Below are 14,014 nucleotides of genomic sequence, written 5' to 3' on the forward strand. Positions count from 1 at the left end.
GTGTGTCTTTGCACGTGATCGCGCTGCCGCACGGCCAACGCATCGTCACCGTACTGTGAATTTCGTCATGCCTGGCAACTAAAACTTGTTTCATTTTTTTAGTCGCAGGGTGTTAGGGCCTGCTCTACAGAATACCGACATCGGGTAATCCACCAGTGGGATTTGCCCTAACCGACTGACGCCGCCGAGTCATCGCGCCATTCTGAACGGAGCAGCTTTCGATGTTAAAAATAGTCCGGCTAGCGCTAACGCGGCCTTACACGTTCATCGTGCTTGCGCTGCTGATCGTCCTGATCGGCCCGCTGTCCGCGTTGCGCACGCCAACCGATATCTTCCCCGACATCCGTATTCCGGTGATCAGCGTGGTGTGGAACTACGCGGGCCTGCAACCGGACGACATGGCCGGGCGCATCGTCACGTATTACGAGCGCACGCTCGGCACCACGGTCAACGATGTTCAGCACATCGAATCGCAATCGTTTCGCGGCTACGGCATCGTCAAGATATTCTTCCAGCCGAACGTCGATATTCGCACGGCCACGGCGCAGGTCACCTCGGTTTCGCAGACCGTACTGAAGCAGATGCCGCCTGGCACGACGCCGCCGCAGATCCTCAACTACAACGCCTCGACCGTGCCGGTTCTGCAACTGGCGCTCACCAGCAACACACTCGACGAACAGAAGCTCGCCGACTACGCGACCAACTTCATCCGTCCGCAACTGCTGAGCGTGCCCGGCGTGGCGATTCCGACCGCCTACGGCGGCAAGACCCGCGAAGTGCAGATCGACCTCGACCCACAAGCGCTGCAGGCAAAGAAACTCTCCGCGCAGGATGTCGCCGACGCCCTGGCGCAGCAGAACCAGATCATCCCGGCGGGCACCGAGAAGATCGGAAGCTTCGAATACAACATCAAGCTGAACAACAGCCCGCTGTCGCTGCAGGAACTGAACAACTTGCCGATCAAGACCGTGGACGGCGCAACCATCTATATTCGCGACGTCGCCCACGTGCGGGACGGCTATCCCCCGCAGACCAACATCGTACGCGTGGACGGACACCGCGCGGTACTGATGAGTATCCTGAAGAACGGCTCAGCCTCCACGCTCGACATCATCGCGGGTGTCAAGGCGCAACTGCCGCGCATCGAGGAGACGCTACCACCCGGGCTCAAGCTCGTTACGATGGGCGATCAATCCACCTTCGTGAAGGGCGCCGTGAGCGGTGTGGCGCGGGAAGGCATCATCGCCGCGGCGCTGACGTCGCTGATGATTCTGCTGTTCCTCGGCAGCTGGCGCTCGACGCTGATCATCGCGGCGTCGATTCCTCTCGCCGTGCTGGCAGCGATTGCCGGCCTCTCGGCGATGGGCGAAACGCTCAACGTGATGACGCTAGGCGGTCTTGCGCTTGCGGTCGGGATTCTGGTGGACGACGCCACCGTCACGATCGAAAACATCAACTGGCACCTCGAGCAAGGCAAGGATGTCAGAAGCGCGATCATGGATGGCGCCGCGCAGATCGTCGGGCCGGCGTTCGTCTCGTTGCTGTGTATCTGTATCGTGTTCGTGCCGATGCTGCTGCTGAACGGCATCGCCCGCTTCCTGTTCGTGCCGATGGCCGAAGCGGTGATCTTTGCGATGGTGGCGTCGTTTGTGCTGTCGCGCACCTTCGTGCCGATGCTCGCGCAGTATCTGCTGAAGCCGCATGCGTCGGGCGGTCATGCCTCCGGCGAACTGGCGGCGGCGATGGAACCGCACGGCGGCCACCATCACCCACCCGCATCGCGCAATCCGCTGGTGCGCTTTCAGCGGGGCTTCGAGCATCGCTTCGAACGCGTGCGTGCTGTGTATCGCATCGTGCTTGGCCTCGCGCTGACCAACCGCAAGCGCTTCGTGGTTGGCTTTCTGATCGTGGTCGGCGCGTCGTTCCTGCTTGCGCCATGGCTGGGGCGCAATTTCTTTCCCGACATCGATTCGGGCGAAATCTCGCTTCATGTCCGCGCGCCGGTCGGCACGCGCATCGAAGATACCGCCGCCGAGTTCGATCACATCGAGAACGCCGTGCGCAGTGTAGTGCCGCCCAATCAACTCGGCAGCATCATCGACAACGTCGGGCTGCCGAACAGCGGTATCAACCTGACCTACAACAATAGCGGCACTACGGGGCCGAACGACGGCGACATCATGATTTCGCTGAACGAAAATCATGCACCTACCGCCGGCTATGTGAAAACACTGCGCAAGATCCTGCCGCGCGAATTCCCCGGCACGACCTTCTCGTTTCTGCCGGCTGATATCGTCAGCCAGATTCTGAACTTCGGCTCACCGGCACCGATCGACCTGCAGGTGGCGGGCCCGAACCAGGATGCCAACCATCGCTACGCCAACGAAGTGATGCGTCGCATGCGCCTGATTCCGGGCATTGCCGATACGCGCATCCAGCAGGCGTCGACTTACCCGCAGTTCACCGTGGCGGTCGACCGGTCGCGCGCGGACGAACTGGGCATCACCGAACAGGACGTGACCAATTCCGTGGTAGCGAGCCTCTCTGGCACGAGCCAGGTGTCGCCCACCTACTGGCTGAATCCGCATAACGGTGTGTCGTATCCGATCGTCGCACAGACGCCGCAATACCGCATGGAGTCGCTCTCGGCGCTGAACAATTTGCCAATCACAGGCAAGAACGGCCAGTCGCAGATTCTGGGTGGCATTGCGACGATCGAGCGCGGCGTCGGCGATGCGGTCGTCTCGCACTACAACATCGAGCCGCTCTACGACGTATTTGCAACCACCCAGGGGCGCGATCTGGGCGCAGTCGCAACGGATATACAGCACATCCTGCATGCCACGGCGAAAGACGTGCCGAAGGGCTCGACGGTCACCTTGCGCGGCCAGGTCGAGACGATGAACAGCGCTTTCCTCGGACTCTCGCTTGGCCTCGTCGGCGCGATCGCATTGATCTACATGCTGATTGTCGTCAACTTCCATTCGTGGTCCGATGCATTCGTCATCGTCACCGCGTTGCCTGCTGCGCTCGCCGGGATCGTCTGGATGCTGTTCACCACGCATACGCCGCTCTCGGTGCCGGCGTTGACCGGCGCCATTCTCTGCATGGGCGTGGCCACGGCCAACAGCATTCTGGTGGTGAGCTTCGCACGCGAACGCCTCACCGTCACGGGCAACGCGCTGGTCGCAGCAATGGAAGCCGGCTTCACACGCTTTCGCCCAGTGCTGATGACCGCGCTCGCGATGATCATCGGCATGGCGCCGATGGCGCTCGGTCTTGGCGACGGCGGCGAACAGAACGCGCCGCTTGGACGCGCGGTGATCGGCGGTCTGATCTGCGCAACCTTCGCCACGTTGCTGTTCGTCCCGGTTGTGTTCAGCCTGGTGCACCGTCGCGATGCGGCGAAGCACCCTCCTGTCAAAGAAAAAAATCATCCTACTTCCGAAACCGGAGCCCTCCATGTCCACTGAGATCGAGATCAATTCGCCCAAGCGGCTACGTCATCTGAAGCTGGTTGGCATCGTCGTGCTGCTCGCTGCTGCGGGGATCGTGACAACCGGCATCTTTACCCGCGTGCACGCCAAACAGGAAATGACCGCGTGGTCTGCCGCGCAGGCCATTCCGACCGTCGCCGCGCATACGCCGGGTCAACAGGGCGCAACGCAATCCCTGGTTCTGCCAGGTCATCTGTCCGCCTTCGTCGACGCACCCATCTACGCACGGGTGCCGGGCTATCTGCACGCGTGGTACGCGGATATCGGCACGCATGTGAAGGCCGGACAACTGCTCGGCCTGATCGATACGCCCGATCTCGACCAGCAATTGCTGCAGGCCAAAGCCGACTTGCAGGACGCGCAGGCGAACGAAAAGCTCGCGGCATCCACCGCCAAACGCTGGACCGAAATGCTCAAACAGGATTCCGTCTCGCAGCAGGACACCGATGAGAAGACCGGCGACCTGGCTGCCAAGCAGGCGATCGTGGCAAGCGCCCAGGCGAATGTGAACCGTCTCGAAGCACTTGAATCGTTCAAGCGGATCACCGCGCCGTTCGATGGCGTCGTCACCGCGCGCAAGACCGATATCGGCGACCTGATCAACGCAGGCGGCGGTGACGGTCATGAACTGTTTACGGTTTCCGACGCGCGTCAGTTGCGGGTGTATGTCAGCGTGCCGCAAAGCGACGCTGCAGCCATCAAGCCGGGCATGACGGCAACGCTGACCATGCCTGAGCGTCCCGGGATGACATTCGAAGCGAAGCTGCTCGACACCGACGATTCGATCACACAGTCTTCGGGCACATTGCTCGTGCAACTCGAGGTAGATAACCAGAACGGCCTGCTGATTCCAGGCGAATACACCGAAGTCCACTTCGCAATGCCCACCGACCCTCATGCGCTGCTCGTTCCAGCCAGCGCGTTGATCTTCCGGCAAAGCGGCTTGCAGGTGGCGGTGGTCGGCAAGGGCGATCACGCGATACTCAAGCCCGTCACCATCGCCACGGATCTCGGCACCCAGGTCGAAATCGGCTCGGGCCTCGAGGCCAGCGACCGCGTGATCGACAACCCGCCCGACTCGATCGCCACAGGTGACGCGGTGCGAATCGCGGCGGCGCACGCCGCCAACCCATCTTCCACGTCGCTCGCCGACCATGGCGACGCGGAGCGCGCCCATGGCTAGGCTCAAGTTAAAGCGCAGCCTGTGCGTGGCGCTGGCCGTCAGCGCACTGTTTAGCGGCTGCTCGTTCGCACCGGTCTATCAGGTGCCGCCCACGGCCATTCCGACGGCCTTCAAGGAAAGCGGTGCCTGGCAACTGGCCAAACCCGCCGATCAGGTGCCGCGCGATGGCTGGTGGCAGGTATATCGCGACCCGGTGCTCGACAAGCTCGAAGTGCAGGTGGCGGCGGCCAATCCGAACGTCGCTGCTGCAGTGGCGCGCCATGACGAAGCCGTCGACTATCTGGCGCAGGCGCGCTCGGGCCTGTTCCCGACCATCGGCGCGCAGGCCAATGTCTCGAGCAACCGGCAATCGGAGAACCGGCCGTTGCGCGGCTCCGGCGAACCTTCGGTGTATGGCTCGAACACGGTCGACGTCGGCATCAACTACGACCTCGATCTGTGGGGCAAGGTGCGCAACGAAGTAGCCGCAGGCCAGGCGGCCGCCCAGGCTAGCGACGCGGATCTCGCCTCCGTGCGTCTGAGCTTGCAGGCGAGTCTTGCGGACGCCTACTTCAATCTGCGCGGACTCGACGAGCAGCAACAACTGCTGGCGGACACGATTACCACCTATGAACGCGCCTTGCAGCTCACGATGAGCCGTCACGCCGGCGGCATTGCTTCGGACCTCGATGTATCGCGCGCGCAGACGCAACTCGCTTCGGCGCGTGCCGCTGCCGAGGACGTCAAGGCTCAACGCGCACTGTACGAACACGCCATTGCATCGCTGACCGGTGTGCCGGCGTCGTCGTTCTCGCTCACAGCATCGACCGGCCTCGCCTATCTGCCGTCCATTCCAACCGGCCTGCCCTCGGCGCTGCTGCAGCGGCGTCCCGATATCGCCGCTGCCGAGCGGCGCGTGGCTGAGGCGAACGCAAAGATCGGCATCGCCAAGGCGGCGTTCTTCCCGGACGTTTCGCTGGGACTCGACGGTGGCTTCCAGAGCGACACGCTTTCGCCGTGGATCATGGCGCCCAACGAAATCTGGTCGATCGGTCCGAGTCTCGTGATGACCCTGTTCGACGGCGGCCGCCGCGAAGCCATGACACAGGAAGCGCGTGCAAAGCTGGCGGAAAACGGCGCGAAATACAAGGCAGCGGTGCTGCTCGCGTTCCAGCAGGTCGAAGACAATCTGGCCCAGCTGCATCATCTTGGCGATGAGGCGACGCAGCAGGACGAAGCGCTCACCGACGCGCAACGCACCTTGAATCTCTCGATGTCGCGCTATCGCGATGGAACGGTCAGCTATCTGGATGTGGTGACCGCGCAGACCACTGAACTGAATACGCAGATCCTCGCGTTGAACGTGAATACGCGGCGCTTACTGGCTTCGGTGGGACTGATCGAGGCGCTGGGCGGCGGATGGTCGGCGGATCAGACGGCGGTGGCAGCCGCGCCTGCTACGCCGGTTCAGGCAAAGGCGCTATCCGCTGCACGTGGATAAATTTCTTTTCACGTTTAGATCGTCGAACCGCTATCCCCCGGCGACTATCCTTCTAATCAACCGGGCAGCGAATTCTTTACTTCGCTTTTAACTTCGCGCCGCGGTCAGGCAACCCGATATAGACCGACCACTAATTCGTAAGGACAACCAACATGAAATACCTGATGATCGCTATCGCTTTTGTGGGCGCCACGGCTACCGCTTCCGCTTTCGCGCAAACCAGTGCATCGACCACGCAGCAACCGGCCGCTTCGGCACAACTGGCACAGAACTCGAACTCCACCGTCGAGCAGGCCGGCCAATGGGTTCCGCCGTATGGCGAGGAACAGGCCCCCAAGACGCGTGCGCAGGTCTACCAGGAACTGGTGCATGCCGAACAGGATGGCCAGATGCAGTATCTCAACTCGACGATCTACGAACACTAAGGCTAGCGGAATAGACGCCGCTGCGCGCGCTGTCCATACCGCTTCACGCCGGATCAGAGCCATGAAAGCCCGTACCGTACTCAAGCGCGCCGTAATTTACGCGCTCGCCGCCGCCGGACTGCTGCTATCCGGCTGCGCGGCGCCCGGCCCCGACACCGCCAACGGCTGTGTCGGACCGCCCGGCTTCTGCACACCGTATTTCGGTTCATGAGCGTCAGCATGAACGACACGAGCGCGCTCCCCATACGGGTTAGCGCGTTCGTTTCATTGCGGCTTCGTCTTAAGATTTGAGGCGTATCACCCTGAGGAAAGGGGTGGGCGGCGTCCCTCAGTGCGATCCAGTACTGATCTGGTAGCCGTAACGGCTGACGGTCTCGATGTGCACTTCCGGCAGATATTGTGCGAGCTTGCGCCGCAAACGCGAGACCACCAGATTGACGCTCGACGGGTCGACATCGTCCTTCTCGGGCCACGCATAGCGAATCAGTTGCTCGCGCGGGACCGGCGCGTTGAACTGGCGCATCAGGCATTCGATCAGCAGATACTCGCGCCGCGTCACCACCAGCCGCCGTTCGCCGTCGACCAGTTCATGCGTCAGCGGATCCAGTGAGAGCGTGGCGCTCGCCTCACCGGGAGCGGTCGCCATCGCCGGCGGCAAATCGTGTGCAGCGCGCGAGGCCGCCGTGCGCCGCAACGCCTGCAGACGCTCGTGCAGTTCGATGAAGGAGTACGGTTGCCCGAAACAGGCGTCGGCGCCCGCACGCAGCACCCGGCTGCGGTCCTGGGCGTTCGAGTGGCCAAGCACGGCGATGATCGCCGCGCCCGCACCGGCCGTGACGAATTGCGGCAGCGTCTCCAGCAGGCTTGCATAGGACGAGGCGTCGAGGGCCATCACAACAATCGCGTCGAACGGCTCCTGCGTGGTCAGAAACGCGCCGTCGCGCACGTCCTCGGCGCGTTGCAGACTGTGTGCGCTCTCCTGCAGCGCTTTATAGAGCCAGGCGGATTCGGGATGGGACGCGGCGACGAACAGGATACGCATTCAACCTCCCGTGCAGAAGGGAAAGAGAGCGGGAAGGCTCACGCGAGCGTCCTCGACCAGCATTCGATGCTCACCCACGCGCCAGGCTCCGCATTACCGATGCGGATCGTAAAGTCATGCACACGCATCACGGCAGAGACGATCGAAAGCCCCAGACCCGAGCCCGCCAGATGGCGAGTACCCTCGCCGCGATAAAAGCGTTGCAGCACCGCGTCGCGCTCATCGAGCGGAATGCCAGGCCCGTTGTCGACGATCTCGACCAGCGGCCCTGCGGGCGTTTGGCGCAACGACATGCGCACCACGCCGCCGGCCGGTGTGAACTTGAAGGCATTGTCGAGCAGATTGCTGAACGCTTCGAACAGCAGCGCACGATCGCCGTGGATCGGCTCGACGGCTTCGGATTCGACAACAAACTGCAGCGAGCGAAGCTCCGCCAGCGGTTCGTACAGTTCGCCGACTTCCTCGATGAGCGCCTGCAGTTCCACGGTCGCAAAACCGCCGCGCCGCTGCAGCGTGCCGATCTCCGAAATGCGCAGCATGGCGCGGAAACGGTCGAGCAACGCGTCGGTCTCGTCACGGGCACGCGCGACCAGCGCCGACACGGCAACGTCATCGAGGATATCCGAGCGTTCCGCGATGTGCCCGAGCAACGTCCGCACGTGTGCGAGCGGCGTGCGCAGATCATGGGCGATACCGTCGCACGCGCCCTTGACCTCGTTCATGAGGCGCTCCACTTCCTCGAGCATGTGATTGACGAGGTGCCCAAGCATGTCGATCTCATCGCGCCCGCCGATCGGCAAACGCTGACCGAGATCGCCCTGGGCGATGCGCAGCGTGACGCGGCGAATCGCCTTCAGGCGGCGCATTTGCCGCACGCTCAGCGCAAGGCCGCCCACCACGCCGGCAACGAGACACAACAGCCCGCCGCCGATCAGCGCGTTGATGATGGTCTGGCGAATCCGCAGGATATGGGTGAGGTCGCGCGCCAGCACGAGGGTCTCGCCGTCGCGACGGCGTTCGGCCATTGCGCGAACCACGGGCGAGGGCTCCCCGCTCAAGGTCTGCAGGCTGTTGCGGGCGAGTGTCACGCCGCCCCGGTCAGGTGCCAGTCCCGGCGGCAGCGCAAGCACGTCACCCGCGACATAGTGGCCGTCAGGCGAAAACAGACCGTAGTAATTGGCATGCATGCGCTCGTGCTCGAGCCGGCGATGGATCGCATCGGCCAGCGCGCTATGCGGCATCGAATCGAAGTAGATGAGCTGCCACTGCATCACGACGTCGGTCTCGTGCTCCATGTCGCCGGTGACCGCGGCGCCGATGAAGCCCAGCAGCGACATGACGGAAATGGAGAAGATCACGGCGTACACCGCGATCAGACGAAACGTCGTGGAATGCCAACGGCGCCCCAGTGCGGATTGCGCGGGGAAAGAGTTGTCCGTCAAGGTTATCTGCTCACGCGAGGATGTAGCCCGAGCCCCGCACGGTCTGGATCATCTGTTTCACGCCGGGAGGATCGATCTTCTTGCGCAGACGTCCCATGTGCACGTCGATCAGGTTAGTGCCCGGGTCGAAGTGGTAACCCCACACCGCTTCGAACAGCATGGTGCGGGTAATGGTCTGGCCGGCGTGGCGCATCATGAATTCGAGCACGCGGTATTCGGTCGGCAGCAGCACGATCTCCTCGCCATCGCGCTGGACCTTGCGCGAGATCAGATCGAGTTCGAGCGGGCCGACGCGTAGCGTAGTTTCGAACTGCGTGGCCGGCGTTTGACTGCGGCGCAGCAGGACTTCGAGGCGCGCGGTCATTTCTTCGGGGTCGAACGGCTTGGTCAGATAGTCGTCGCCACCCGCGCGCAGACCACGCACGCGTTCGTCCACGTCGCCGAGCGCGCTCAGCATCAGAACCGGCGTCTGGATACCGATGCTGCGCATGGTGGTGAGGATGGTCAGGCCGTCGACGCCCGGCAGCATGCGGTCGAGCGTGATGACGTCGTATTCGTCGCTGACGGCGCGCGCCATGCCATCACGGCCGTTCGCCACCCAGTCCACGGTGAAGCCGCGGCTTTTTAGCTCGCCGACTATTTCGTTGGCGGTGATCTCGTCATCTTCGATTGTCAGCACTCGCGACATGATGATTTCACGCGCGACAGCGAACTCAGCCGACCTGAGCGGCGTGCGCGACCGGTTATCAGTAGAAGTACATGATGCCATATTCGGCTTGCAGGTTTGAGTTCGGAAGCGGACGGCGCGCCGGGCGCCGCAACGTGGACAACAGATGGCCACAGGCTACGCGCGAGGCCGTAACGCTCACATATCGGTTTCATTAAAAAATATTTAAACAAGGAAAAGGCGCCCAGAACTCACGGGGATCCGCGCGCAGCGCACGCTTTGACGCCCTCCCCGGCGGCGGCGCAAAGATGAACGATCTTTCATCGTTAAGAGGGCGAAACGGTATGGGCCCTCCACTAGCCTGTTTGCATCCGGTAGCCACTTTTTCCTGGCTGCCTTTGTACGAAGTACTCCACCAAGGGATGCAAACATGAAACTCGCGACACGCACCGTTTTGATGGCCCTGTTGCTCGCCGGCAGCGCTTCTGCAATGGCCGCTCCCGGTCTCACGCCAAAGCAATGCAACAGTTATCCGTTCACGAAGCTCAAGGGCGAAGTCACGCACAAGCAGTTGATGCGCGAACTCGGCGAACTGGAGGCCATGGGCTACAACCCCGCCACGGACGAAAACGTCTACCCTGCCGACCTCGAGGCGGCCGAAGCGAAGCTGCAGGCCGAATACCGCGCCGACTGCATGCCGCCCGCTTCAGCGACCGATGCGCACCCTGATAACACCGCGGCACCGGCAACGACCGGCGCAGTGAACCCGGCGAGCTGACCGTGCATCGGGCAAGCGCTCACGTGCCTTTGAAATCCGCCGCACAGACCGTCGAAACCAGGCGTCTAGGCGAATACCCTGCAAGCGCGCTTCTCGCGCTTGCAGTCCTCATCCCGCTCTCATCATTTGCAGGCGCCGCCCTTGTCACGCGCGAACTTCGCGGACATTGCACGATGCGCGTGGCTATCCATTTCGCACACCCCGCGGTACGTTTTTTTCCCGTGCAGCCAACCGGCGACCTGCTTTAGAATCGTGTCGCGTAGCGCAAGGCGTTGACGCTGTTTTTTATCGCGTCGTAAATCAGTATTAACGTCAGCCTTCACAAGCTTACAAAAGCATTTGGCATAACGTTGAAGTTAAACGACTTTTTCGCCCCAACCATTCACTCTTGTAAGCTGGCCGGCGAAATGCGCTCCACATGATTAGAGCGCATCCTCTAAACACAGTATGCCCCCATCAAAAAAAGTTTGACGCGAGATTTTGAACTGATATCGTTCCGTCGCAGGAATTACAGCCGCAGCTAATGACGGTCTGTGAAATACGTGTGACGTTCGAGCATCTTTTCGTCCGTCACGGCCTGCGCCAAAGCGAAGGGGATGTATCAAATACCGTCTATTAGTACTTCTACGCAGATAGATTACTGGCTGTTTCCGCTCATCCCCGCGGACCGCTCAGAATCTGTCCGACGCGGGCATGCGCCTTGCACACAGACGGCCTATAGCCGTTGCAACCCGGGATCTGAACCCAAGGCGCAAGCCTTTAGGCTCGAGTCGAGTGCTACGGCCCGCCCATCTGGAGTCCAAAAAGAATGTTGCGCGCCCTCGTTAGGGCTGAAGGAAACAATGTTTCGACGTAGCAAGAACGCTGCAGTCACGGAAATGGGCGGTTCACGCCGGGAGGAACGAAGGTGGTTATGAAAGTTGAAGGGCAGTTTCCGGCGGGCACGACCGCAGTTCACAGAACTGGGCGCCCGCGCGAATTCGGGAAAAAGCAGCAGAACCCCGTGCGCCGCTTTGGCGGTATTGCCGCCGTTCTTCTCCTCCATATAGTGCTGATCTATGCACTGCTCAATGGCCTCGCCACCAAGGTGGTGCAGGTCATTCAACATCCGATTGAAACCAAGATCATCGAGCCGGTGAAGCCGCCGCCTCCGCCGCCGTTGCCGACCGTGCAGTTGCCGCCGCCGAAGTTCGCGCCGCCGCCGCCGCCGTTCGTGCCGCCGCCGGAAGTCAACGTGCCGACTCCGCCGCAGCCCACCATTACGCACCAGGCCGCTCCGGTCGTGGCGCAGCCGGCACCGCCGCCTGCCCCGCCCGCTCCGCCGGCCCCGTCGAAGCCGGTGAGCGCCCAGGTCGACGTGGCGTGCCCGAACTCCGACCAGATCCGCTCAACCGTGGTGTATCCGAAGGAAGCTCAGGAAAACAACGTCACGGGTGACGTACTCATCGAATTCGTAGTCGATCCGCAGGGCCATATTACGGATGAGCATGTCGCGAAATCGTCGGATGACTCTTCCCTCGATCGCGCGGCGTTCAATGCGGTAAAGAAGTTTAGTTGCGTTTCCCAAGGCCAACCTGTCCGTGTCCAGGTTCCGTTCTCGTTCAACCTGAACTGAACTGAACCCACGAACCGAGCGGTACCGGTAGCGATTTATTAGTCACGTTGTACAAGTTCAACGCATGAACTGGAGCAGACATGAAGAAGCGTTCTCTCGCCGCAGTGGCGGCAAGCATGGTGTTGACCGTAACCACGGCAACGACCTTTGTCGCACCGCAAATTGCCTACGCGCAAGCTAGCGACGCAACCGTAGCAGCATCGGCAACCGACGCCGCACCGACGGCCGCACCCGCAGCAGCACCGGCGGACCAGGCTGTGCCGCCGCCGGCACCCGCCACCTCCGAAACCGTCAACAACCCGTACGGTCTTGGCGCCCTGTGGAAAAACGGTGACTTCGTTGCCCGCTTCGTGCTGATCCTGCTGGTGATCATGTCGATGGGCAGCTGGTACATCATGATCACGAAGTTCTTCGAACAGTTCCGTGCGAACCGCCGCTTCAAGAGCGCGGACGAACAGCTGTGGACCGCGCCTTCGCTCGCCGAAGGCGCGAAGATGCTGGACGAAGGTTCGCCGTTCCGCTTCATCGCCGAAACCGCGATCGATGCCGGTGAACACCATGACGAAGCGCTCCTCGAAGCCGTCGACCGCAACACCTGGATCGACGTGTCGGTCGAGCGCGCTATCACCAACGTGTCGAACCGCCTGCAGGACGGCCTCGCCTTCCTCGGTACGGTCGGCTCCACGGCGCCGTTCGTCGGCCTGTTCGGTACGGTCTGGGGTATCTATCACGCACTGACGGCTATCGGTATCGCCGGCCAGGCTTCGATCGACAAGGTGGCAGGTCCGGTCGGTGAAGCGCTGATCATGACGGCAATCGGTCTGGCAGTGGCAGTTCCGGCGGTGCTCGGCTACAACTTCCTGGTTCGCCGCAACAAGTCGGTGATGGAACGCGTCCGCGGCTTCGGCGCACAACTGCACACCGTCCTGCTGGCCGGCAGCGGCCGCGCAAAGCGCCCGGCTGCAGCCCAGAAGGCTACGTTGGTCGAACACGCGGGGTAAGCCATGGCTATGAGCGTCGGGCAAGAGGGGGATGAGGACGAAGTCATCTCCGCCATCAACACCACGCCGCTAGTCGATGTGATGCTGGTTTTGCTGATCATCTTCCTGATCACGATTCCTGTTGTTACGCACACGGTGCCGGTGAAGTTGCCGAATGAGGCAGTCCAGCCGCTGCAGACCACGCCCAAAAGTATCGTGATCGCGGTCAACCGCGATGGCGATTTCTTCTGGAACGAGAAGCACGTGGATGCAGCGACGCTGCTCACGCAGTTGAAGACCGTGTCGGTGATGCAACCGCAGCCGGAAGTCAACGTGCGTGGCGACCAGAACACGCGTTATGAGTTTATCGGCCGCGTGATCACCGCCTGCGAGCGTGCTGGCATCGCCAAGGTGTCATTTATCACTGAGCCGCCGCCGCGCGGGGGCTGAGGAAGGGAATCGATTATGGGAATGAACGTCTCTTCAGGTAAAAGCGGCGAACCGGATGTGATGGTCGACATCAACACCACGCCGCTGATCGACGTGATGCTGGTGTTGCTGATCATGCTGATCATCACGATTCCGATCCAGACGCACGCCATCAAGATGAACCTGCCAGTCGGCAACCCACCTCCTCCGGCGGTCCAGCCGGAAGTGGTGCAGATCGATATCGACTTCGACGGCACGATGATGTGGAACGGTACGGTTATTCCGGACCAGGCCACCCTCAACTCGAAACTGTCTCAGGTTGCTGCCGAGCCGGTGCAGGCTGAGATTCATCTGCTGCCGAACAAGCTGGTGCCGTACAAGGATGTCGCTGCCGTGCTGGCTGCCGCACAACGTATTGGCGCCACCAAGATCGGGTTGATCGGCAACGAGCAGTACATGCAATAAGGATGTGAGAG

General features: G+C 61.8%; 13 protein-coding genes. 10 read left to right on the forward strand and 3 right to left on the reverse strand.

Translation table 11 applies throughout. From position 1 onward, the window contains the following. Positions 1 to 221: 221 nt before the first annotated feature. The 5 genes from BUS06_RS15730 (at position 222) to BUS06_RS37850 (ending at position 6,796) form a co-directional block, all read left to right on the forward strand. Entirely contained in the window at positions 222 to 3,473 is a 3,252-nt protein-coding gene (locus tag BUS06_RS15730; RefSeq protein WP_074265106.1) for an efflux RND transporter permease subunit, read from the forward strand. Further along, positions 3,463 to 4,680 (forward strand): efflux RND transporter periplasmic adaptor subunit, encoded by a 1,218-nt coding sequence (locus tag BUS06_RS15735; protein WP_074265107.1) that lies wholly within the window; start codon positions 3,463 to 3,465, stop codon positions 4,678 to 4,680. The genes BUS06_RS15730 and BUS06_RS15735 overlap by 11 nt, the downstream gene beginning before the upstream one ends. After that, the gene (locus BUS06_RS15740; protein ID WP_074265108.1) at positions 4,673 to 6,160 is read left to right on the forward strand and encodes an efflux transporter outer membrane subunit; all 1,488 of its coding nucleotides are present in this window, start codon (positions 4,673 to 4,675) and stop codon (positions 6,158 to 6,160) included. The genes BUS06_RS15735 and BUS06_RS15740 overlap by 8 nt, the downstream gene beginning before the upstream one ends. A gap of 152 nt (positions 6,161 to 6,312) precedes the next feature. Further along, a complete protein-coding gene (locus BUS06_RS15745; RefSeq protein ID WP_074265109.1) occupies positions 6,313 to 6,585 on the forward strand; it encodes a DUF4148 domain-containing protein in 273 nt (90 codons plus the stop codon). A gap of 61 nt (positions 6,586 to 6,646) precedes the next feature. Continuing rightward, on the forward strand, positions 6,647 to 6,796 hold the full coding sequence (locus BUS06_RS37850) for a hypothetical protein (protein ID WP_167379391.1): 150 nt from the start codon (positions 6,647 to 6,649) through the stop codon (positions 6,794 to 6,796). 117 nt (positions 6,797 to 6,913) lie between these two features. Here BUS06_RS37850 and BUS06_RS15750 read toward each other — a convergent pair whose 3' ends face one another. The 3 genes from BUS06_RS15750 to BUS06_RS15760 are packed head-to-tail and all read right to left on the reverse strand — an operon-like array spanning position 6,914 to position 9,757. Further along, entirely contained in the window at positions 6,914 to 7,627 is a 714-nt protein-coding gene (locus BUS06_RS15750; RefSeq protein WP_074265110.1) for a winged helix-turn-helix transcriptional regulator, read from the reverse strand. A gap of 38 nt (positions 7,628 to 7,665) precedes the next feature. Beyond that, complete coding sequence (locus BUS06_RS15755; RefSeq protein WP_074265111.1) at positions 7,666 to 9,069, reverse strand: sensor histidine kinase; 1,404 nt, start codon at positions 9,067 to 9,069, stop codon at positions 7,666 to 7,668. 10 nt (positions 9,070 to 9,079) lie between these two features. Continuing rightward, positions 9,080 to 9,757, reverse strand: coding sequence for a response regulator transcription factor (locus tag BUS06_RS15760; protein ID WP_074265112.1), 678 nt, complete (start codon positions 9,755 to 9,757; stop codon positions 9,080 to 9,082). A 409-nt stretch (positions 9,758 to 10,166) separates the two neighbouring features. Between BUS06_RS15760 and BUS06_RS15765 the strand changes: the two genes are divergently transcribed. The 5 genes from BUS06_RS15765 to BUS06_RS15785 all read left to right on the forward strand — a co-directional run bounded on the left by BUS06_RS15765 (position 10,167) and on the right by BUS06_RS15785 (position 14,003). Continuing rightward, positions 10,167 to 10,514, forward strand: coding sequence for a DUF4148 domain-containing protein (locus tag BUS06_RS15765; protein ID WP_074265113.1), 348 nt, complete (start codon positions 10,167 to 10,169; stop codon positions 10,512 to 10,514). A 913-nt stretch (positions 10,515 to 11,427) separates the two neighbouring features. Continuing rightward, entirely contained in the window at positions 11,428 to 12,129 is a 702-nt protein-coding gene (locus tag BUS06_RS15770; protein WP_074265114.1) for an energy transducer TonB, read from the forward strand. An 80-nt stretch (positions 12,130 to 12,209) separates the two neighbouring features. Then, a complete protein-coding gene (locus tag BUS06_RS15775) occupies positions 12,210 to 13,130 on the forward strand; it encodes a MotA/TolQ/ExbB proton channel family protein (RefSeq protein ID WP_074265115.1) in 921 nt (306 codons plus the stop codon). 3 nt (positions 13,131 to 13,133) lie between these two features. Continuing rightward, positions 13,134 to 13,559, forward strand: coding sequence for an ExbD/TolR family protein (locus tag BUS06_RS15780; RefSeq protein ID WP_074265116.1), 426 nt, complete (start codon positions 13,134 to 13,136; stop codon positions 13,557 to 13,559). A 15-nt stretch (positions 13,560 to 13,574) separates the two neighbouring features. Beyond that, entirely contained in the window at positions 13,575 to 14,003 is a 429-nt protein-coding gene (locus tag BUS06_RS15785) for an ExbD/TolR family protein (protein WP_074265117.1), read from the forward strand. The last annotated feature ends 11 nt before the right edge of the window (positions 14,004 to 14,014 follow it).

Source organism: Paraburkholderia phenazinium, from assembly GCF_900141745.1.
GTDB classification, from domain to species: Bacteria; Pseudomonadota; Gammaproteobacteria; order Burkholderiales; family Burkholderiaceae; genus Paraburkholderia; species Paraburkholderia phenazinium_B.